Annotated in this window: 20 protein-coding genes and 2 pseudogenes; 9 read left to right on the top strand and 13 right to left on the bottom strand. The window is 70.2% G+C overall.

What is annotated here, in order from left to right; genetic code table 11:
- Window positions 1-3 precede the first annotated feature (3 nt).
- The 3 genes from ABC270_RS14865 to ABC270_RS14875 are packed head-to-tail and all read right to left on the bottom strand — an operon-like array spanning window position 4 to window position 3,157.
- Window positions 4-903, bottom strand: a complete 900-nt coding sequence (locus ABC270_RS14865; RefSeq protein WP_412881503.1) for a carbohydrate ABC transporter permease — start codon at window positions 901-903, stop codon at window positions 4-6.
- Window positions 900-1,856: a carbohydrate ABC transporter permease gene (locus ABC270_RS14870; protein WP_412881504.1), complete on the bottom strand. Its 957-nt coding sequence runs from the start codon at window positions 1,854-1,856 to the stop codon at window positions 900-902. Before ABC270_RS14870 ends, ABC270_RS14865 begins: the two co-directional genes overlap by 4 nt.
- The gene (locus ABC270_RS14875) at window positions 1,853-3,157 is read right to left on the bottom strand and encodes an ABC transporter substrate-binding protein (RefSeq protein ID WP_412881505.1); all 1,305 of its coding nucleotides are present in this window, start codon (window positions 3,155-3,157) and stop codon (window positions 1,853-1,855) included. The genes ABC270_RS14870 and ABC270_RS14875 overlap by 4 nt, the downstream gene beginning before the upstream one ends.
- A 220-nt stretch (window positions 3,158-3,377) precedes the next feature.
- Here ABC270_RS14875 and ABC270_RS14880 point away from each other — a divergent pair, with 220 nt between their 5' ends.
- Window positions 3,378-3,554 carry a CsbD family protein gene (locus tag ABC270_RS14880; RefSeq protein ID WP_412881506.1) on the top strand — a complete coding sequence of 59 codons (177 nt, stop codon included), beginning with the start codon at window positions 3,378-3,380 and terminating at the stop codon, window positions 3,552-3,554.
- Window positions 3,555-3,612: 58 nt separating this feature from the next.
- Here the strand turns inward: ABC270_RS14880 and ABC270_RS14885 are convergent, their stop codons facing one another.
- Window positions 3,613-4,686 (bottom strand): spore photoproduct lyase family protein, encoded by a 1,074-nt coding sequence (locus tag ABC270_RS14885; RefSeq protein WP_412881507.1) that lies wholly within the window; start codon window positions 4,684-4,686, stop codon window positions 3,613-3,615.
- A gap of 44 nt (window positions 4,687-4,730) precedes the next feature.
- Here ABC270_RS14885 and ABC270_RS14890 point away from each other — a divergent pair, with 44 nt between their 5' ends.
- Both ABC270_RS14890 and ABC270_RS14895 read left to right on the top strand, forming a co-directional pair.
- A complete protein-coding gene (locus ABC270_RS14890; RefSeq protein ID WP_412881508.1) occupies window positions 4,731-5,042 on the top strand; it encodes a biopolymer transporter Tol in 312 nt (103 codons plus the stop codon).
- Window positions 5,039-5,491: a hypothetical protein gene (locus ABC270_RS14895; protein ID WP_412881509.1), complete on the top strand. Its 453-nt coding sequence runs from the start codon at window positions 5,039-5,041 to the stop codon at window positions 5,489-5,491. Before ABC270_RS14890 ends, ABC270_RS14895 begins: the two co-directional genes overlap by 4 nt.
- Before the next feature lie 216 nt (window positions 5,492-5,707).
- On the opposite strand, the gene ABC270_RS14900 is transcribed toward ABC270_RS14895, so the two are convergent.
- From ABC270_RS14900 to ABC270_RS14915, 4 genes are all read right to left on the bottom strand, one after another.
- Entirely contained in the window at window positions 5,708-7,543 is a 1,836-nt protein-coding gene (locus tag ABC270_RS14900) for a glycoside hydrolase family 35 protein (RefSeq protein WP_412881510.1), read from the bottom strand.
- 77 nt (window positions 7,544-7,620) lie between these two features.
- Window positions 7,621-8,958: an ABC transporter substrate-binding protein gene (locus ABC270_RS14905; RefSeq protein ID WP_412881511.1), complete on the bottom strand. Its 1,338-nt coding sequence runs from the start codon at window positions 8,956-8,958 to the stop codon at window positions 7,621-7,623.
- 152 nt (window positions 8,959-9,110) lie between these two features.
- Window positions 9,111-9,920 carry a carbohydrate ABC transporter permease gene (locus tag ABC270_RS14910; protein WP_412882106.1) on the bottom strand — a complete coding sequence of 270 codons (810 nt, stop codon included), beginning with the start codon at window positions 9,918-9,920 and terminating at the stop codon, window positions 9,111-9,113.
- Window positions 9,921-10,093: 173 nt separating this feature from the next.
- A complete protein-coding gene (locus ABC270_RS14915; RefSeq protein ID WP_412881512.1) occupies window positions 10,094-11,029 on the bottom strand; it encodes a carbohydrate ABC transporter permease in 936 nt (311 codons plus the stop codon).
- A 228-nt stretch (window positions 11,030-11,257) separates the two neighbouring features.
- Here ABC270_RS14915 and ABC270_RS14920 point away from each other — a divergent pair, with 228 nt between their 5' ends.
- Window positions 11,258-12,253: a LacI family DNA-binding transcriptional regulator gene (locus ABC270_RS14920; protein WP_412882107.1), complete on the top strand. Its 996-nt coding sequence runs from the start codon at window positions 11,258-11,260 to the stop codon at window positions 12,251-12,253.
- Between the two features lie 114 nt (window positions 12,254-12,367).
- Window positions 12,368-12,835, top strand: a complete 468-nt coding sequence (locus ABC270_RS14925; protein ID WP_412881513.1) for a hypothetical protein — start codon at window positions 12,368-12,370, stop codon at window positions 12,833-12,835.
- 194 nt (window positions 12,836-13,029) lie between these two features.
- Here the strand turns inward: ABC270_RS14925 and ABC270_RS14930 are convergent, their stop codons facing one another.
- The gene (locus ABC270_RS14930) at window positions 13,030-14,133 is read right to left on the bottom strand and encodes a fatty acid desaturase family protein (protein WP_412881514.1); all 1,104 of its coding nucleotides are present in this window, start codon (window positions 14,131-14,133) and stop codon (window positions 13,030-13,032) included.
- A gap of 216 nt (window positions 14,134-14,349) precedes the next feature.
- Between ABC270_RS14930 and ABC270_RS14935 the strand changes: the two genes are divergently transcribed.
- Complete coding sequence (locus tag ABC270_RS14935) at window positions 14,350-14,649, top strand: hypothetical protein (protein WP_412881515.1); 300 nt, start codon at window positions 14,350-14,352, stop codon at window positions 14,647-14,649.
- A 109-nt stretch (window positions 14,650-14,758) separates the two neighbouring features.
- Here ABC270_RS14935 and ABC270_RS14940 read toward each other — a convergent pair whose 3' ends face one another.
- The gene (locus tag ABC270_RS14940) at window positions 14,759-15,295 is read right to left on the bottom strand and encodes an AAA family ATPase (RefSeq protein WP_412881516.1); all 537 of its coding nucleotides are present in this window, start codon (window positions 15,293-15,295) and stop codon (window positions 14,759-14,761) included.
- 41 nt (window positions 15,296-15,336) lie between these two features.
- On the opposite strand from ABC270_RS14940, the pseudogene ABC270_RS14945 reads away from it, so the two are divergent.
- Both ABC270_RS14945 and ABC270_RS14950 read left to right on the top strand, forming a co-directional pair.
- A pseudogene (locus ABC270_RS14945) lies at window positions 15,337-15,432 on the top strand (DivIVA domain-containing protein); the annotation flags it as partial.
- A 45-nt stretch (window positions 15,433-15,477) separates the two neighbouring features.
- A pseudogene (locus ABC270_RS14950) lies at window positions 15,478-15,591 on the top strand (DivIVA domain-containing protein); the annotation flags it as partial.
- A 33-nt stretch (window positions 15,592-15,624) separates the two neighbouring features.
- On the opposite strand, the gene ABC270_RS14955 reads toward ABC270_RS14950, so the two are convergent.
- The 3 genes from ABC270_RS14955 to ABC270_RS14965 all read right to left on the bottom strand — a co-directional run bounded on the left by ABC270_RS14955 (window position 15,625) and on the right by ABC270_RS14965 (window position 18,228).
- A complete protein-coding gene (locus ABC270_RS14955) occupies window positions 15,625-15,846 on the bottom strand; it encodes a hypothetical protein (protein WP_412881517.1) in 222 nt (73 codons plus the stop codon).
- Between the two features lie 25 nt (window positions 15,847-15,871).
- Window positions 15,872-17,119 (bottom strand): phosphatidylserine decarboxylase family protein, encoded by a 1,248-nt coding sequence (locus ABC270_RS14960; protein ID WP_412881518.1) that lies wholly within the window; start codon window positions 17,117-17,119, stop codon window positions 15,872-15,874.
- Between the two features lie 131 nt (window positions 17,120-17,250).
- Entirely contained in the window at window positions 17,251-18,228 is a 978-nt protein-coding gene (locus tag ABC270_RS14965; protein ID WP_412881519.1) for a glycoside hydrolase family 16 protein, read from the bottom strand.
- A gap of 273 nt (window positions 18,229-18,501) precedes the next feature.
- Here ABC270_RS14965 and ABC270_RS14970 point away from each other — a divergent pair, with 273 nt between their 5' ends.
- Complete coding sequence (locus ABC270_RS14970; protein WP_412881520.1) at window positions 18,502-19,290, top strand: SDR family NAD(P)-dependent oxidoreductase; 789 nt, start codon at window positions 18,502-18,504, stop codon at window positions 19,288-19,290.
- Window positions 19,291-19,376 lie beyond the last annotated feature (86 nt).

Here is a 19,376-nt window from a genome sequence, read left to right on the forward strand (position 1 = left end):
GCGTCAGCGCAGGCCGCTGCGTGCGAAACCCTGGACGAACCATCGCTGGAACACCAGGAACACGACGAGGATCGGCACCACGTCGAGCAGGGCGAACGCCATGGTGGCGCCGTAGTCCGAGCCGAACTGCCCCTGCAGGTACAGCAGGCCGATCGGCAGGGTGAAGAGCCGGTTCTCCCGGAGCGCGATGAGCGGCCACGCGAAGTCGTTCCAGGCCTGCAGCAGGCTAATGAAGAACAGCACCGCGATGAGCGGACGGGACATCGGCAGCACGATGCGGAAGAAGACACCGGCGTGGCCCGCACCGTCGATCCGCGCCGCCTCGATGAGTTCCTTGGGGATCCCGAGCAGGAACTGCCGGGCGAGGAACACCCCGAACGCCGAGGCCGCACTCGGGAGGATGACCGCCCAGTACGTGCCGTAGAGGTGCAGGCCCGTGACGATGCGGAACAGCGACACCATGATGACCTGCACCGGCACCGCGAGGGTGGCGAGCGCGACGAAGAACAGCACCGTCGACCCGCGGAACCGCAGCTGTGCGAACGCGTACCCGGCGAGCAGGCTGAGCGCCGTCGTCAGGACGGCGACGGACACGGCGATGGCGGTGGAGTTGCCGAGCCACTCGACCACCGGGAACGACGAGAACACGCGGTCGAGGTTCTGGGTGGTGAGTGTCCGCGGGAAGAACCGGACGGTCCCGCCGAGGAGCTCGGAGCGCGGCGAGAACGCGACGACGACCATCCAGTAGAGCGGCGCGATGACGATCAGTGCGACCACGACCGCGACGACGGTGCGGAGGACGAACAGGCTCCGTGCGCGTCCGGCCGGTCGGCGACGATGCGGGGCGGTGCCGGCGCTGCGGGCGGTCGGTCGGTGCGGCGCGGGCTGCGACTGCGTGGTCATCCGGCGAGGTCCCGGTTCCTGCTGCCGCGCCACTGCGCGATCGCGAACACCACGGCGATGAGCAGCAGCACCATGCCGATCGCGGCCGCGTAGCCCTGGTCGCGGGTGACGAAGCCGGTGTCGTAGGCGTAGGTCACGAGCACCGACGTGGCGTTCCGCGGTCCGCCGCCGGTCAGCACGAAGACGATGTCGAACACCTGGAACGAGTAGATGACGTTGAGCACGGTGAGGAAGAACGTCGACGACCCGAGGAGCGGCACCGTGATCGAGCGCAACCGTCGTGACCAGCCTGCGCCGTCGAGCATCGCCGCCTCCGGGAGCTCCGGGCCGATGCCCTGCAGTCCGGCCAGGTAGATCAGCATGTTGAAGCCGACCCGCCACCAGATCGTCACGAGGACCACGGACGCGAACGCCGCGGTCGGGTCGGACTGCCACTGCACCGGGCTGATGCCGACGAGACCGAGCAGGGCGTCGAGCACGCCGGAGTTCTGGTCGAACACCAGGACCCCGATCAGCGCCGTCGCCACCCCCGACACCGCCATCGGCGTGATGAGCACGGATCGGAAGAACCCCCGGGCCGGCAGGACGCTGTTCAGGAGCAGGGCGGCGAGCAGTCCGAGCCCCATCGATATCGGCGTCACGAGCACCGTGAAGAGGACGGTGTTGAGCAGGGCTCGCCAGAACAGCCCGTCGCCGAGCAGCCGCTGGTAGTTCGCGATGCCGGTCCACTCGGCCGCGCCGAACCCGTTCGTGCGCTGGAAGCTGATCACGAACGCGCCGACCAGCGGGACGAGCACGAACACGGCCAGGAGCACCATGTTCGGTGCGACGAAGGCGTAGGCGGCCCGTTCCTCGCGTCGGGCGCTCGGCGACCGACCCCTGGAGGTGCGATCGGCTCGTGCGCTCGTCGTGCCCGCGCCACCTCCGGGCGGGGTGCTCGTCTGCGCGCTCATGCTCGTCCTCCGGTCGCGTCGGCGATGCCACGCTGCAGGGTCTCGACCGTCCTCGCCGCGCTGGCACCGCCGACGAAGGCGTCCTCGAGGCCGTTCTGCAGCACGGTGATGATCGACGCCATGTCCGGTGACGCGACCTGCGCGACGTCCTCCGGCTGGATCACCGACGCCTGGTCGACGAAGGTGCGGGTGAGCTCGGGGCGCACCGTGAACCGCAGGCCACCGTCGACGAGGTCGCGCCGGGTCGGCAGGAGTGACGCCCGCTCGCAGAAGACCTGCATCTGCGGACGCCGGGTGATGAAGTCCAGGAACGACGCGGCGAGGTCCGGCTTGGTCGTCTGTGCTGTCGCGACCAGGGCGTTGCCGCCGAAGTCACCGCCACCGCGCTCCCGCCGTGGTGCGTAGGTCGCCGTCCACGGGAAGTCGAGGGTCTGGGCTGCGTCCGGGATCTGGAACGCGCCGGACCACACCATCGCGACCCGCTGGCGGTACCAGGTGTCGCTGGCGTAGGTCGCGGACTTGATCGAGTCGTTGGCCGGCACCCACCGTTCCTCGAAGAACCGCTGGGCGAAGGACACGGCCTCACGCCCGGCCGCGCTGTCGATCGCCGGGGTCTTCTGGTCGTCCTCGAGGAACGCACCGCCGGCCTGGAAGAGCAGGCTCAGCCAGCGGGTGACGCCGTTCCCCTGCCAGTTGTAGGCGAACGGGTACACGTCGTCCGGCAGGGCACCGCGGAGCCGGTCGGCAACGTCAGCGAGCTCGTCCCACGTCCACGCATCGTCGACCGATCGCGGCAGGTCGGACACCCCCGCCTTGTCCATCAGGTCGGTGTTCACCAGGATCGCCGAGGTGTCGGTGTGGTGCGGGACGCCGAACGGACGACCGTCGGACTGCACCGCCGCCCACGCGGTCGGCGTGAAGCGATCCCCCACGCCGGCGTTGAGCGAGCGGGAGAGGTCGAGCAGCTGGCCGCGGCCGGCGTACGCGCCGAACGAGTAGTACGGCACGCGGAAGACGTCGGGCGGGTTGCCGGCCTGGAGCTGCGCGTCGATGTTCGTGAACATCTGCTCGTACGGCACCGCGTTGAGCGCGACCTTCCGGCCCGGGTACGTGCGTTGGAACGCCCGGATCGCGGTGCGGAAACCGGCCAGCTCGGCGTCGGTGCCCCACGTCGTGAAAGTCAGGGTGTCCGCGTCGGCCTGCCCGCCGGTGTCTTGTGGCACGAAGCCGCACCCCGCCAGGGCAACGGGCAGCGTGACGGCACCGAGCCCCGCGAGGAGCGTTCGGCGTGTGATGTTCACTTGTTCTCCGATGATCGGTCCGGGGCTGGGACGACATCCGTGGCGCCAGCATGCTCCATCCGGGACGAACCGGTACCGTGCCGCATGATCCGTACCCCGTTCGAACCAACCGGGGGACACGAACCTGCGGTCTGACCGCGAACCACGGCAAGCGGGCCTGGTTGTGTTCGTGGCACAGGCGCCGGGGACCCTCGGCGGTTCCCGGAGGAAGGAAGACACCATGTCGCTCGGAGACAAGGCAAAGGACGTCACGCAGAAGCTCGTCGGCAAGGTCGAGGAGACCGTCGGCAAGCACACCGACGACGCCGAGCTCGAGGCCCAGGGCAAGAAGGACCAGGTCATGGGCGAGGGCCGTCTCGAAACCGAGAAGGCCAAGGACAAGCTGACGGGCAACTGATCCGCCTGTCCCGCTGACGCCCGTACCGCTCGACGGTGCGGGCGTTCGCTGTTCGCCGTCAGAACGCGTAGCGGATGCGGCAGCTCGGCAGGTGCTCGGCCACCAGTTCCCGGAACCGCTCGACGAGCTGCCCCTTCAAGCCGGAGCGGTACCGCACGTTCACGGCACCGTTCTGCGAGACCTTCTGCTCCTGCAGGTCGGGCCGCCACAGGAGGTCCTCGGCCTTGGGATGCCAGCCGAGGTTGACCTCGTGCAGCGGCTCGTTGTGCGTCAGGAAGATCACCTCGGCCGCGAGCTGCTGCTTCGCCGCCGGGGAGAGCACGTCGTCGACCCGCCGCAGCAGCTCGGCCCAGTCGGACTCCCAGGTCGGGGTGAGGATGACCGGCGAGAAGTTGAGGTGGACTTCGTACCCGGCGTCGACGAAGTCGTTCACCGCGGCGATGCGCTCGGCGATCGGGCTCGTGCGGATGTCGGTGACCCTCGCCGTCTCGTGCGGCATGAGGGAGAACCGGATGCGGGTGCGGCCCATCGGGTCCCAGTCGAGCAGGTCGCGGTTGACGTACTTCGTCGCGAAGGACGCCTTGGCCGTGGGACTCATCCGGAACAGGTCGCAGAGGTCGCGCACGTTGTCGCTGAGCATCGCGTCGACCGAGCAGTCGCTGTTCTCACCGATGTCGTACACCCAGGCCTCGGGGTCGCACTGGTTCGGTTCCGTCTTCGGCCCCCGCCTCGCGATGTTCCGGGCGACGTGCTTCGTGATCTGCTCGATGTTCGCGAACACCGTGACGGGGTTCGAGTACCCCTTGCGCCGGGGCACGTAGCAGTACGCGCACGCCATGGCGCATCCGTTGGCCGTCGACGGGGCGATGAAGTCGGCGGAGCGTCCGTTCGGCCGGGTGACGAGCGACTTCTTCACGCCGAGCACGAGCGCCTCGGTCTTGATCCGCACCCAGCGCTGGACGTTGCGCTCGTCGCCGTGGACCTCGGGGATGTTCCAGTGCGAGGCGACGGGCACGATCTCGGCGTCGGGCCAGCGGCCGAGGACATCTTGCCCACGGGGCAGTTCGAGCGCGGCATCCTCGGCGTAGATCCGGCGGACGTCGAGCATCGGACGCGTGCGTGCTTCGCTCATCGCCACCTGTCTACCGGTGACCACCGACGGTGCAGACTCAGGTCATGACCGCCGAGCCCGACGAGCACTTCTTCGTCGTCGACGGTCGGCGCTGGCGACGGACTGACCCGGCGATCCCCGAGGACGTCGCCGCCGCGCTCCGGTCGCACCTCGGACGCGGGCGGAACGCGGTCAAGCAGGCGAAGCGGGCCGGGGACGAGGACGCCTTGGCTGCGGCGCGGCACCGGAACGGGCTCGCGAAGCACGGCCTGGGCGAGCGCGGCCCGGAGTGGTGGACGCGCCCGGAGCCCGACCGGATCGCCGACGCACGGCGAGCGCTCGACGAGCTCGATGCCTTCGACCGGGACGACTCGTGACGGTCGTCCGTCCGCCGCGGTGGCAACGGGTGCTCAACGCGATCGTGATGGGCCCTCTGATGGTCATCGTCGGCGGGTTCGTCGCGAGTGTCGCGTTCGAGCCCGAGGCTTCGGCGAGGGGCTTCGTGTTCGTCCTCGGCTCGCTGTTCGTGCTCGTCGGCGTCTGGAGCCTGGTCCGCTCGCGGAACGTCGGCGTCCACCTCTCCGACGAAACGCTCCAGTACCGCGGGTTCCTGCTCTCGTGGAGCGCCCCTCGCGCGGGCATCACGACCGTCCTCGACGACGCGTTCGTCGAGTGGCGCGACGGGCGCGGCGACGAGCACCGGCGACAGATGTGGCTGCTCGCCCGGGCGTGGGAGGACGACGGAACGAAGTTCGCGCCGCTGTGGCGGTGGCGGCGGGAGGGCCTGCTCGCGGTCCGCGGATGGGCGGGCGCTCGCGCCGTCTGACCGACAGAGACCGACTAGGGCCGGTACTCGTCGCGCTTCGCGGGAGGCGGGGTCGGCGCCGCCCCGGGGCCCACGTTGCCGTTCGAACCGAGCCCGTCGAGCGCGCGGGCGAGCACCTGCAGCACCGTCACGACCGCCCGGCCCACTCCTTTCGCCAACTCCCACACAGCGTCCCCCTCCTTCGCGTTCCTGTCTTTCCGCACAGGCTACGCGGCGTCAGCCCTCGGTGTGGCCGAGGTCGGGCTCGGCGAGCAGGCACACGGTCCGCGTGGCAGCGGCGTGCAGCTCGAACACGACGACCTCGTTGCGCCCCTCCCGGAGCACCGGCCCCGGCACGGCGAGGGTCTTCTGCGGCCCGCGCGACCAGTACCGCCCGAGGCAGAAGCCGTTCACCCACACGACGCCCTTGCGGAAGCCGTCGAAGCGCAGGTACCGGTCGTCGACGGACGCGAGCTCGAACGCCCCGGACGCGAACACCGGTCCGGCGAGCACGTCGCCGTCGGTCGGATCACCGGCACCGAGCCCCGCCAGCGCGCCCGGAGCGATCGGGTCGAGGGCGAGCGGCGACGCCGTCCACCGGGAGAGCAGCTCGCCGTCCACGCGGACGTCCCCGATGAGGCCCTTGGGCTCGCCGATGCGGGGACCGTAGTCGACCCGTCCCTGGTCCTCGACGAGGAGCTCCAGCGTGCCGGTGACGGGCGGGAGCGCGATCGCCCGGTCGTGGTGCTCCCGCTCGAGGACGCCGACGACGACCCCGTCGACGGTGACGAGCGCCCGGTCGCGGACCTCGGTCCCGACGGTGAGGACGCCGCCGGACGGCAATGCGACCTCTGTCCGGTACAGCACGAAGCCGGAGGCGGCACCGAGCGCGTCGAAGGTGGGCGGCGCGTCGTGCGCGGACCAGTCCGTCAGCGCGGGGAGCAGGGAGCGCAGGGGTGCGACGCGGTCGAGACGGACAGCGAGGTCCGTGGCGGGCGCGCGCCGTGCCTCCAGGCCGGCACCGACAGAGCCGGCGCCGTCAACGCCGAGGCGACCCGATCCGCCCGGCTGCATCGACGCCGGCAGGGGCGGCACGGGCGCGTAGCGCTCGATCACCGCGCGGAACGCGTGGAACTTCTCCGTCGGACGCCCGGCCTCGTCGAGTGGGGCGTCGTAGTCGTACGAGGTCGCGATCGGCCGGTACACGCCCTTGTCGTTCGCGCCGTTGGTGAACCCGAAGTTCGTGCCACCGTGGAACATGTAGATGTTGACGGAGCCGCCGGCGGCGAGCAGCACGTCGAGCTCAGCAGCGCTGTCGGCCGCCGGCGTCGTGTGGTGGTGCTCTCCCCAGCTGTCGAACCAGCCGTCCCAGAACTCCGAGCACATGAGGGGCCCGGTGGGCTGGACCTCGCGGAGACGCTCGATGCGGGCGGCGGCGCGGGACCCGAACGAGCCGGTCTTGTGCAGGGACGGGAGCGACCCGTCCTCGAGCATGCTGCCCATCGGCTGGTCGACGCTCGTGAACGGCACCGTCAGGCCGATGTCGCGGTGCATCTGTTCGAGCGCCCGCAGGTACGACGCGTCCGACCCGTAGGCGCCGTACTCGTTCTCGACCTGCACGAGCACGATCGGGCCGCCCCGGTCGATCTGGCGCGGGACGAGGACCGGCGCGAGCGCCTCCAGGTACGAGCGCACGGCGGCGAGGAACCCGGGCTCGTTCCGCCGGACCCCGACGGTGCCGTCGGCGAAGAGCCAGTACGGCAGGCCACCGTTGGTCCACTCGGCGCAGATGTACGGCCCGGGTCGGACGATGGCGTGCATGCCCTCGGCGGCGACGAGGTCGAGGAACCGGCCGAGGTCGAGGCCGCCGGTGAGGTCGAACTCCCCGGGACGCGGCGCGTGTGCGTTCCAGGCGACGTACGTCTCGATGGTGTTCAGGCCCATGAGCTTGGCCTTGCGGATCCGGTCCTGCCACAGGTCGGGGTGGACGCGGAAGTAGTGGATCGCACCGGACAGGACGCGGTGCGGCTCGCCGTCGAGCAGGAAGTCGGTGTCGCCGATGGCGAAGCGCATGGGAGGGGCCTTTCAGGGGGCGGGGCCACGCGGACGGTGTCCGCGTGGCCCCGGTTCGTTGCGAACGGGTGCGGTGCTTACTTCGAGGTGACCTTGAAGCCCTGCTCGTTGCCGTACTTCACGATGGCCTTCTGCCAGGCCTCGAGGCCGGCGTTCAGGTCGGACTTGTTCTGGTACGCCTGGCCGACGGTGTCCGCGTAGACGCTGTTCGCGTAGACCTGGAAGGGCAGGTACTGCCAACCCTCGGCCACGCTCGACGACGCCTTCGACAGGGTCTCGTTGATCGCCTCGCCACCGAAGTACTCCGGCTTCTCGGCGGTGAAGGAGGACGAGGTGAGCTGCGCCTTGGTCGACGGGAAGCCACCCGACTTGAGGAACACGTCGATCGAGTCCTGCGAGGAGTTCAGCCACTTGAGGAAGCCGGCGGCGAGGGCCGGGTTCTTCGACTGCTTCATGACGACCTCGGCGGAGCCACCGTTGTTCGCGGTGACGTCGGAGGAGCCGTCGTAGGTCGGGATCGGGGCGACACGCCAGTTGCCGCTGCCGTCCTTCACGCTGGACTCGAGGACACCGGGCATCCAGGCGCCGGTGACCATCGTGGCGATCTCACCGTTGCCGAGCTGCTTGTACCAGTCGTCGGTCCAGCCGGGGGTCTGCGAGAGCAGCCCCTTCTCGACGAGCTGGTTCCAGGTCGAGGTCCACTTCTTGGTGCCCTCGTCCTGCAGGTTCACCGTGACGTCGGTGCCCTTGACCTCGAACGGACGGCCGCCGGCCTGCCAGATCATCGAGGTGGTGAAGCCCGCGTCGCCGGAGTCGGCCGCGATGTAGGCGTTCGGGTTCGACTTGTGGATCTTCTCGGCGTCCGCGACGTACTCGTCCCACGTCTTCGGCGGGGTGGAGATGCCGGCTTCCTTGAACGTCTTCTCGTTGTAGAACATGGCCATGGGGCCGGAGTCCTGCGGCAGGCCGTAGACCTTGCCGTCGAGGTCGACCGACTGCCAGGTGCCCGCACCGTACTTGTCGGCGAGCTTGTCGAACCCGTACGGCTTGAGGTCGACGAGCGAGTCGCTCAGGGCGAACTGCGGCAGGGCGAAGTACTCGATCTGCGCGACGTCGGGGGCGCCCGAACCGGCCTTGATCGTGTTCTGCAGCTTCGTGTACTGGTCGTTGCCGGTACCGGCGTTGACGAGCTTGACCTTCACCTTCGGGTACGCCTTCTCGAATGCGGCGACCTGGGCCTCGGCCGAGGGGGTCCAGGACCAGTAGGTGAGGGTGCCACCCTTCTCGAGGGCCTTGGTGATGTCGTCGGAGGACCCGCCGGAGCCGGAGCCGCCGGAGGCGCAGGCCGTCATGGCGATGGCCGCGGTGACGCCGATCGCGAGGGCGCTGAGCCCGCGCCGGAGACGCTTGTGCATGGGATTGCCTTTCACTTCTTCGTGGAGAGGGGTGGTGCTGCTGCGTGCCGGGCCGGGAGGCGCGGGGCGGGGCCGACCCGTCCCTCCCGTCCGGCTGGTCGTGCGGACGGGAGGCGCGGGGCGGGTTCGACCCGTCCCTCCCGTCCGGCGGATCACGCCTTGACGGAGCCGGCCGCGAGGCCGGACTGCCAGGAGCGCTGGAGGAAGAGGAACGCGACGACGATCGGGATGATCGTCAGGAGCGATCCGGTGACGACGAGGTTGTAGATCGGGTGCGCGGAGACGCCCTGCGCCTGCGCGCTCCACTGGTTGAGGCCGACCGTGAGCGGGTAGAGGTTCGGGTCGCTCAGCATGATCAGGGGCAGGAAGTAGTTGTTCCAGGTCGCGACGACCGCGAAGAGCAGGACCGTGACGACGCCGGGGGCGAGCAGTCGGAGCGCGATCGTGAAGAAGATCCGGAACTCACCGGCGCCGTCCATCCGGGCCGCCTCGATGACCTCCATCGGGACCGCGTCGATCGCGTACGTCCAGATGAGGTACATGCCGAACGGGCTGATGAGCGAGGGCAGGATGATCGCCCACGGGGTGTTCGTCAGGCCGACGGACGAGAAGAGCAGGAACGTCGGCACGGCGAGCGCGGTGCCGGGGATGGCGATCGCGCCGAGCACGACCGCGAACACCGCGCGTCGTCCGGGGAACCGGAACTTCGCCATGCCGTAGCCCGCGATCGTGGCGAGCAGGGTCGCTCCACCGGCACCGACGACGACGTACAGGACGGTGTTCGCCAGCCAGCGGAGGTAGATCCCGCCGTTGTACGTCAGCGTCTCGCCGATGTTCTGGAACAGCGAGAACCCGTTGCCGAACCAGAGTCCGAAGGTGCTGAGCAGGTCGTCCTGCGACTTCGTCGCGTTGACGACGAGGTAGAAGAGCGGCAGCAGCGAGTAGACGGTGATGACGATCATCACCACGAGCAGCAGGGTCGACTTGCGGGCGCGGGGACCGCGGCCCTTCTGTCCGTTTGTGCCGTTCGTTCGGTTCGTGCCGCTCGTGCCGTTCGGTCGGGAGGCACGGCTGCGACCGCGGGTGGTCACCGCCTCGGTCACGGTCGCGGCCGGGGTGTGGGTCTCGACGGCGCTCATCGGTTCTCCGCTCGGGTCCCGCGCACCTGGACGATGTACGCGATCACGGCGGTGATGACCCCCATGACGATCGCGACGGTGGCGGAGTAGTTGAACTGCTGGCCACTGAAGGACAGCGAGTAGGCGTACATGTTCGGGGTGAAGGCGCTGCCGATGACGTTCGGGGCGAGGGTCTTCAGGAGGTTCGGCTCGTTGAAGAGCTGGAAGCTGCCGATGATCGAGAAGATCGTGGCGATGACGATCGAGCCGCGGAGCGCCGGGATCTTGATGGACCAGACGGTGCGCAGGGGGCCGGCGCCGTCGATCTCGGCGGCCTCGTACAGCTCGGTGGGGACGACGCGGAGGGCGGCGTAGAAGATCAGCATGTTGTAGCCGACGAACTCCCACGTGACGATGTTGCCGATCGACGCGAGCACCCAGTCGGGGCTGAAGGGCTGCAGCAGGTCGATGCCGAGCGCGGAGTTGATCGAGCCGGTCAGGCCGAACTGGTTGCCGTAGATGAAGCCCCAGATGAGCGCCGCGACGACGCCGGGGACCGCGTACGGCAGGAAGATCGCGATGCGGAAGAACGACGACGCCCAGAGCCGAGCGCTGTCGAGCGCGAGGGCGGCGATCAGGGCGACCACGAGCATGATCGGCACCTGCACGACGAGGAAGAGTGCGACGCGGCCGAACCCCTGCCAGAACTTCGCGTCCTGGAAGAGCTGCACGTAGTTGGCGAACCAGACGAACTGGTTGCCGCCGATCAGCTGGTCGCGGAAGAGGCTGAGCCAGAGCGCGTAGCCGATCGGAACGACGAGCATCGCGACCAGGACGACGACGAACGGACCGACGAACATCCAGCCGGTCCAGCGGCCGCGCTGGCGGTTGCGGCGCCGTGGCGGCGTGGCCGGAGCTGCTGCTCCCGGCGCACGCGCTTCGAGCGTGGTCATGTGACTCCCTTGTCGTGCTGGTGCTGCAGTCCGGAGGCGTTCGGGGCGCCGACGGTACCGCGTTCGGGTGCGTCGATGTTGACGTCAACATCGAACGCCGCGACGATAGCATGGCAACGTCAACATGCGCTACCGTCACCGGAGTCGGGCTCGATCACGATCCGATGTCGAGCGCCGAGGGAGGCCCCCGTGACCACGGAACTCAGCGGCGTGCGCCGTGCCCCGTCGATGGCCGCGGTCGCCGAGGCCGCCGGCGTGTCGATGCAGACCGTCTCCCGTGTGGCCAGGGGTTTCGACAACGTCTCCCCCGACACCCGCGACCGGGTCCAGCGGGCGATGGACACGCTCGGGTACCGCCCGAACCGCGCCGCTCGGGCCCTGCGCTCCGGGCGCTTCCGGACGATCGGCGTGATCATGTTCACACTCGCGTCGTTCGGCAACATGCGCACCCTCGAGGCGATCGCCGACGCCGCGGGTGCCGCCGACTTCACGATCACGCTGCTGCCGATGGCATCACGCACCGAGGAGGGGGTGCGCTCGGCGTTCTCGCGACTGCACGAGCAGGCCGTCGACGGTGTCGTCATCATCATCGAGTCGCACATCATCGACACGGCCGAGGTGGCACTGCCGGACGGCGTCCCGATGGTCGTCGTGGACTCCACGGGCACGACCCAGCACCCGTCGATCGACACCGACCAGGCCGCGGGTGCACGGTTGGCGACGCAGCACCTCCTCGACCTCGGGCACGACACCGTCTGGCACGTCGCCGGACCGGTGTCGTCGTACTCCGCCGCACGCCGTCTCGCCGCCTGGCAGGACACCCTCGAACGTGCGGGCCGGGTGGTGCCGCCGGTGTTCCACGGTGGCTGGACCACGTCGCACGGGTACGAGGCCGGGCTCACGATCGCAGCACGACCGGACATCACCGCCGTGTTCGCCGCGAACGACCAGACCGCGCTGGGGGTGCTTCGCGCCGCGCACGAGTCCGGCCGCGACGTGCCCGGCTCGCTCAGCGTCGTCGGCTTCGACGACTCCCCCGAGGCCGACTCGTTCTGGCCGCCGCTCACCACCGTGCACCAGTCCTTCGACGAGGTCGGACGACGAGCGGTCCGGAACCTCCTCGGGCAGATCGAGGGGAACCCCGAGCCGGCGTCGACCGTCGCCGACCTCGTCCCGACGCGGCTCGTGATCCGGGCGAGCACCGCCGTCCCGCCCTCCCACTGACCCTGGACACTCCCGCTGTGCTCGGACGCGGCGCCGTCGACGGTGCGAAGGCACGATGACCCCGACCGGTTCTGGGGGCAGCGCCGCAGGACCGGCGTCTGGGAGCATCGTCGCGTGCGCACGCGGTGGAAGGTCCTCCTCGGAACGGTCGCGGGGGTCGCCGTCACCGCCTCGGTCGTCACCGTCCACTCGGGAGCGCTCGACGCCGCCGCGCACGCTCGGGCTCTCGCCGAGGCACCGGCACGCGACGCGACCCCGCGCGAGGACACGCTCGCGTACCTCCGGGCCGCGAAGGCGCACGACTGCGCCCTGCTCGACCTCCTCGAGGCCAGCGGCACGACCGACTGGTGCCCGAAGGCGCCGACCGCGTGGTTCGACGGGGAGTCCGAACTCCTGGCCTACCGCGACGTCGGGAAGCCCTACGCGGTGTCCGCGGAGCAGGCCGCCCAGGCCGAGGTGTGCGTGCCGTCGGTCATCACTCAGCGCTGGATGACCGGAGCGGACCCGGGCACGATGCAGTGGAGCTGGTGCTGGGCGCGGACCGCCGACGGCTGGCGACTGGTGGACGAAGGCCAGGGCTGACCCGCACGGCATCCGCCCGGCGACGGGCGTCGGTGCCGCGGAATCGCGGGCGTGCCCGTGGAACCGCGAATGCGACATCGAACCGGGCGTGGAGACCGGTTCGATGTCGCATTCGTGGTGCGGAGCGGCAAGCCCGCAGCAGCTCGGCGCGGGCGCATCGACGGGAGCGGTGACCCCGGTCAGCCCCGCGCGGCTCAGTGCAGTCGCAGCGACGTCACCATCGGGCAGGCGAACGGGTCCCGCGCGGCGAGCCCGACCCGGTTGAGGTACGTCACGACGATGCCGTACGACCGCACCAGTGTCGTCTCCGTGTACGGGACACCGAGCGAGCGGCAGTGCGCCTGCACGAGCGGCTTCGCCCGTCGCAGGTTCGGCCGCGCCATGCTCGGGAACAAGTGGTGCTCCGCCTGGTGGTTGAGGCCACCGAGCAGGTGGTCGACCCACCGCCCGCCGACGATGTTCCGGGAGGTCCGGACCTGGCGTGAGAAGAAGTCGATCCGCGCGTTCTCGGCGATGACCGGCATGCCCTTGTGGTTCGGCGCGAAGGACGCACCCATCATCACGCCGAAGACCGCGACCTGGACGCCGATGAACGCGAAGCCGATGCCGATCGGCAGGAACGCGAACACGGCCCAGAAGTAGAGCCCGAAGCGCACGAGCAGCAGGACGCCCTCGATCGCACGCCCTCGCGAGGTCCCCTTGACGTGTTCACCGGTGACGACCGCACGGATGGACAGCCAGTGCAGGTTGAGCCCCTCCATCGTGAGGAGCGGGAAGAACGCCCAACCCTGCACGCGGGTCAGCAGTCGCAGCAGCCCGGTGCGCTGCGCGGCGTCCTCCTCGATGAACGACACCGTGTCCTGGGCGATGTCCGGGTCCTTGCCGATGGTGTTCGGGTTGCCGTGGTGCCGCGTGTGCTTGTTCATCCACCACGAGTAGGACATGCCGACGAGGAAGACCCCGACGAACCGACCGGCGTGGTCGTTCCACCGGTTCGAGGCGAAGATCTGCCGGTGAGCGGCCTCGTGGGACAGGAACGCGAACTGGGTGAAGACGACGCCGAGGACCCCGGCGGGGATGAGCGCGAACCAGCTGTGGCCGACGAACGCGGTCACGACGAAGGCCAGCGCTCCGACGGCGACGAGGACGGAGAACACCGTCCAGTAGAAGCCGGTCCGGCGCCGCAGCAACCCGGCGTCCTTCACCTGCTGCAGGAGGTCCTTGTAGGTGGAGGTCCCGGAGCGCGCCCCAGCCGGTCGCGGCGAGGTCGAGCGGTACACGGTGGACGAAGTGGCCATACGGGCTGCTTCCGTCAGGAACAGCCCTTCGGCCGAACAATGGGTTCCCGCATGCGCGGTCCGGCAACAGTAGGTCCCCTCCCCGTGCGTTCGCAGAGAGCGCGGCGTACTGTCCGGAAAGAGTCGGTCCAGCTGTACCGGCTCCGGATGGGGGTCGCCTCCTTCTGTCCGGAACACTCGTCCGCGCGTGCTCACCCCGCCACCGCAGCACGGATCATGAAGCACATCGTCTACGGCCTCACGGCCGTCCTGACCACGGACGAGGCCGCCGACGCCGTCCTCGACTACGCGGCAGCGCTGGCGCACGCCGGACTCACCGACGTGGTCGCGGTCCCGACGGTCGACCCGTTCGGCACCGAGACCACGACGTCGTTCCTGCTCGCTCCGGCCCTGGGGCTCCTGGTCGAGGACGCACCGGACGATCCGCTGGGCCCGGACACGGCCGCGTTCGTGTTCGAGATCACGTGGCGGACGCAGGCGGTCCGCTCCGCACCGCCGCGCCTGCCGCCGTCCTGACGGACCTGCGCGACGAACGCTCGCGGAGCGCGCAGGTGGTCGCGACCACCCAGCGGCCGGGAGGCACGGCTTGGCCCCGCACCGTGCCTCCCGGCCGGTGGTCAGCGCGTCAGCGCGTCAGTCCCCCGACCAGCACGGCTGACGCGATGCGGTCCGCCGCCGCGGCGGGGCCGATCGTGGTCGTGTCGACCACCTCCGCCTCGGCGTGCAGCCACCTGCGTGCCGCGTCCGCGTAGCGGTCGACGTACTCGAGTCGGAACGTCGACGGGCCCACGACCTCGTCGTGCAGGATCCGGTGCCGCAGCGTCTGGGGGTCGGAGTGCAGCACGAAGTGCCGGACCGGGATGCCGTGGTCGGCGAGGCCACCGCTGATCTCGCGCCAGTAGGGCTCCACGAGCACCGTCATGGGCATGACGAGGATGCCGCCGGCGTAGTCGAGCACCCGACGAGCCGTCTCGACGACGAGCGGCCGCCACGGGTCCCAGTCCTGGAAGTTGCCCGTCCACGGCAGGCTCGGCGAGACGTCCATCAGGGTCTCGCCGACCTTCTCGGCGTCGAGCACACGAGCGTCCGGCAACCGTTCCTGCACCAGACGGCTCGTCGTCGTCTTCCCCACACCGTGCGTCCCGTTCAGCCAGACGATCATGCGGGGACTGTAGCGTGTGGCCATCGACGATCGGGGGAACGATGCTCGCAGGGGACGTCGCGGCCAAGCGGTTCGCGCAGACGAAGTGGCGTGAGGGGTACGACCAGGCACAGGTCGACGACTTCCTCGCGCGGGTGCAGGCCACGCTGGCCGAGTACGAACGCGGGCGGCCTGCCGATCCGTTGACCGCGGAGGACGTCGTGGCGTCGCGCTTCCAGCCGACGCGGTTCCGTGTCGGCTACGCGCAGGACGAGGTCGACGACTTCCTCGACGCCGTCGCGGTGGAGCTGCGTCGCCACGAGGCCCGGTGGGGCGGCCTCGGCTGAGCGTCAGGCGGCGACCGCGGACGCGAAGAGGAGCACGGCCGCGAGCCCGATCATCAGCCCGACCGCGACGATCGCGCCTGCGGTGAGCAGCGACACCATCCCGACGAACAGAGCACCGAGGCCGCCGAGCCCCGCGGCCTGACCGAGCACCGAGGGATCGGCCACCGACTGCGTGCCGCGTTCGATGAGTTCGTCCATGTCCCGGGGGACGTCATCGCTCTCCATCCGACGACTGTAACGCGACGACTGCTCAGGTGCGGCGTGCCGTCGCGATCTGCGTGTGGAGGTGGACCAGCGACGGGTGCTCCGGGTCCGGGAGCGCCTGGAGCGCGAAGGACTCGATCGCGCCGGGTTCGAACACGAGGCACTCCGTCGACCCGCCGAACTGGAAGAACCCCAGCTCCTGCCCCTTGTCGACGTGCACCCCCGGCTCGATGCCGTCCGCGATCACGCAGGAGGACACCTCGATCATCCCGACCGGGACGACCGCGACGTACCCGAGCGCCGCGTTGTCGGCCTCGATGATGATGACGGCGCGCGCTGCGACGTGCGCGAGGTAGCCCTGCGAGTCCTTCGGCTCGGTGGCGTCCTCCCCCTCGGCGTCCGCCTCGGAGAAGTAGGTGCCGGGCTGCACGAAGGCCCGGACGATCGTCCCGGCGACCGGGCTGTGCCACCGGTGGTAGTTCGTGGCGCTGAGGAAGGCCTGGTAGACCGAGCCCCCGACGAAACGGTCCACCGACTCGTCGTTCGCGAGGAGGTCCTCGAGCGAGTAGGGCTGCCGCTTGACCCAGAACTCGTCACGACGCCGGACGTTCGTGGCGACGGCGTACGGCGTCGACTCGGTCGAGCTCACCACGACGGCATCGTCATCCGGGGAAGCGACGGGACGCTGCCCCTCACGGAACCGACGGATGAAGAAGTCGTTCCAGGAGGCGAAGCCCCAGTGCTCGTCCTCCGGGTCGTGTTCGAACTGGTCCATGCCGACGACCTGCTGCGCGCGCTCCGACTTCCACCCGTCGGGGCCGTCCGAGATGACCACGAGCGAGTCGGGTCCGTCGAGGAACTCCGCCCAGGCGTCGAGGACGTCCTTGAGCGCCGCGTTCACCCGCGGGTCCCGGTAGACGGCGAACCCGGCCGGGGTGGCCATCGTCCAGTCGAGGATCGCAGCGAACGGGGTCGTCACCATGCCGCCGTCGCTGAAGGCGGGCGCCGTCGTGAGGACCTCGTTGATGAGCGAGAAGTACTCGTCGATGTCCTCGACGTGGCGCTTCCGGTACTGCTTGCCACGCGGGACCTGCTCGAGCATCCGCGTCATGCCCATCCGGATCACCGGGTCGGTGTCGTAGAGGTGCCGGAACGCGGCGACCGACGGGTGGAGCGGGCGGTCCCGGTGCGCACGAGCACGGTCGCGGTGCCCTTCGATCCACGCTTCGAGGTCGTCCTGACCGGGAAGCCATCCCCCGCGTCGCTTGTGGTCCGTGTCCGCTGGAGCCGTCATGCGTCGAACGGTACCGACGAGGCACGGCTGTGGTTCTCGACAGGTGTGGTGACCGGTGGACGGACGGGAGGCACGGTGCGCGTCGGCACCGTGCCTCCCATCAGGTGGTCAGCCCGTCAGGGCTGCGAGGCTCACTCGCTCGTCGCCACCCAGTCGATGAGCAGGTTGCCGCTGGCGCCCCAGTTGCCGGTCTGGAACATGAACCGGTGCGGGGTGGTCGGGACGTCGTGCGTGATCGTCCCGATGACCTTGCCGTCGACCTTGTAGGTGACCGACTTGCCCGGGTCCCAGTCCACCGTGTAGGTGTGCCAGTCCCGCCACGAGACCCCCGTGGGGATCTGGACGCGCTCGGCTTCCTGACCCGGGGTCATCGAGTGGTGGAACGCCATCGGCTCCGACTCGAAGTTGCCCTCGGGGAAGTCGATCTCGCCGTCGGCCCAGCGGTTCGACGTCGGCCACAGCATGAACGCCGCACCGTTGCCGTCACCGCCGGTCGCCTTCGCACGGACCGAGAACGAGCCGCCGACGTGGTCGTACGCACCCGTCTTCGTGCCGAACGTGCCGGCCGTGCCCGCGCCGCCCAGTCGGGCGTCGAGGACGCCGTCGTGGACGGTCACGGTCTGGCTCGGTGCGTAAATGCCGGACGTGCCGTCCGGGTAGGGCTGCCACGCCTGCGGGTACAGGTTCGCGACGTTGCCGAGGCCTGCCGACACGTCGAAGTCCTCGACGAACGAGGCCTGCGGGGGCGTCGCGCCGCTCGGGTCGTCAGCCTGCGCCTCGGCCGACGCCTGTTCCGTCGGTTCGTCGCTCGGCGTGTCGGTCGGCGTCGCGCTCGGGGGGTCGGTCGGCGTCGACTCCTCGATGGGTTCGCCGGTGGGCGTCGCGTCGGGGGTCGGCGTGGCGTCGTCCGACGGCGTGGCGTCGTCCGACGGCGTGGTGCCGTCGGACGGTTCGGGCGTCGCATCGTCCGACGGCGTCGCGGTCGGGGTGGGGGCCGGGTGCCAGTGGTGGTGCCAGCCCCACCAGGGGCTCGCGGAGGCAGCGGTCGGGATGCCGATGATGAGCGCGGCAGCGGCGGTCGTCGCGATGACGACGTTCCGGCGCTTCACCGGACGCTCCGTCCGTCGGCGGACATGGGTGTTCTTCGCGCGCGGAAGCGCGTGGTCGAGACAGAGATGTCGAGCTCCTCGGAGGGTTCGGGATCAGGGGCGCAGGACGCAGGGCGGACGTCGCGAGCGGTGGTGCCGGGACGTGCTGTGGGGTGCTGTGGTGCTGCGCTCGGTGATGCGTCCTCGACCATTGTGCCTCATGTGTGCCCCGTTCGGGGGGTATTGATGACCTCTCACCAACTGCTGCGCGATCCGGCGAGTACGACTGGCCCCATGACACCTCCCCGGAACCCCTTCCGCGGCCGTCGCGCCGTCGTCACCGGAGCGAGCGGCGGCATCGGCCGGTCACTCGCACTGCAGCTCGCGGACGCCGGCGCCGACCTCGTGCTCGTGGCCCGGTCGCAGGACGCTCTCGAAGCCGTGGCCGACGAGGTCCGGGCACGCGGGACGACGGCGTCCGTGGTGGTCGCCGACCTCGCGGCGACGGACGGCGTCGAACAGGTCGTCGCCCGGCTCGCCGGGTCCCGGGTCGACGTCCTCGTGGCGAACGCGGGCGTCGGGGCTCACGGTCCGTTCGTCGACGAGTCGCCCGAGCGGACCGCCACGCAGATCGCCCTGAACTGCGGTGCCGTCACGGCTCTGACCCACGCGTTCCTGCCCGGGATGCTCGCTCGCGGGGTCGGCGGCGTCATGACGGTCGCATCGACGGCCTCGTTCCAGCCGACCCCGGGGATGGCGGTCTACGGCGCCACGAAGGCGTTCGTCCTGTCCTTCACCGAGGCCCTGTGGCAGGAGACCCGCGGGCGCGGGGTCCGTGTGCTCGCGCTCTGTCCGGGTCCGACCTCGACGGGCTTCTTCGACGCGGCGGGCGCGGGCAGCGGGGTGATGGAACACGGACGTCAGTCTCCCGACGAGGTCGCCGCCGTCGGGCTCCGCGCGTTCTCCCGCGCGGGTGGCCCGACCGTGGTGTCCGGCGCCGGCAACCGGGTCACGGCGAACGCGCACCGGTTCGTCCCGCGCGGGCTGATGGCCCGGCTGTCGGCGATGGTCACGGCCGGCTGAGCGCGGGCGGCGTCGGGAGCGCGTCGGACGCTCGTCGCACGTCCGGCACGCGCAACACGACGAGCGTCGGGCGTCGGGCGTCGGGC

Source organism: Curtobacterium phoenicis (genome assembly GCF_047238015.1).
Taxonomy (GTDB): Bacteria; Actinomycetota; Actinomycetes; order Actinomycetales; family Microbacteriaceae; genus Curtobacterium.

Excerpts from the sequence above, each read along its gene's own strand:
- ABC270_RS14865 (WP_412881503.1), bottom strand. The coding sequence starts at position 903 with ATGACCACGCAGTCGCAGCCCGCGCCGCACCGACCGACCGCCCGCAGC.
- ABC270_RS14870 (WP_412881504.1), bottom strand. The coding sequence starts at position 1,856 with ATGAGCGCGCAGACGAGCACCCCGCCCGGAGGTGGCGCGGGCACGACG.
- ABC270_RS14880 (WP_412881506.1), top strand. The coding sequence starts at position 3,378 with ATGTCGCTCGGAGACAAGGCAAAGGACGTCACGCAGAAGCTCGTCGGC.
- ABC270_RS14885 (WP_412881507.1), bottom strand. The coding sequence starts at position 4,686 with ATGAGCGAAGCACGCACGCGTCCGATGCTCGACGTCCGCCGGATCTAC.
- ABC270_RS14890 (WP_412881508.1), top strand. The coding sequence starts at position 4,731 with ATGACCGCCGAGCCCGACGAGCACTTCTTCGTCGTCGACGGTCGGCGC.
- ABC270_RS14900 (WP_412881510.1), bottom strand. The coding sequence starts at position 7,543 with ATGCGCTTCGCCATCGGCGACACCGACTTCCTGCTCGACGGCGAGCCG.
- ABC270_RS14905 (WP_412881511.1), bottom strand. The coding sequence starts at position 8,958 with ATGCACAAGCGTCTCCGGCGCGGGCTCAGCGCCCTCGCGATCGGCGTC.
- ABC270_RS14910 (WP_412882106.1), bottom strand. The coding sequence starts at position 9,920 with ATGATCGTCATCACCGTCTACTCGCTGCTGCCGCTCTTCTACCTCGTC.
- ABC270_RS14915 (WP_412881512.1), bottom strand. The coding sequence starts at position 11,029 with ATGACCACGCTCGAAGCGCGTGCGCCGGGAGCAGCAGCTCCGGCCACG.
- ABC270_RS14920 (WP_412882107.1), top strand. The coding sequence starts at position 11,258 with ATGGCCGCGGTCGCCGAGGCCGCCGGCGTGTCGATGCAGACCGTCTCC.
- ABC270_RS14930 (WP_412881514.1), bottom strand. The coding sequence starts at position 14,133 with ATGGCCACTTCGTCCACCGTGTACCGCTCGACCTCGCCGCGACCGGCT.
- ABC270_RS14935 (WP_412881515.1), top strand. The coding sequence starts at position 14,350 with ATGAAGCACATCGTCTACGGCCTCACGGCCGTCCTGACCACGGACGAG.
- ABC270_RS14940 (WP_412881516.1), bottom strand. The coding sequence starts at position 15,295 with ATGATCGTCTGGCTGAACGGGACGCACGGTGTGGGGAAGACGACGACG.
- ABC270_RS14955 (WP_412881517.1), bottom strand. The coding sequence starts at position 15,846 with ATGGAGAGCGATGACGTCCCCCGGGACATGGACGAACTCATCGAACGC.
- ABC270_RS14960 (WP_412881518.1), bottom strand. The coding sequence starts at position 17,119 with ATGACGGCTCCAGCGGACACGGACCACAAGCGACGCGGGGGATGGCTT.
- ABC270_RS14970 (WP_412881520.1), top strand. The coding sequence starts at position 18,502 with ATGACACCTCCCCGGAACCCCTTCCGCGGCCGTCGCGCCGTCGTCACC.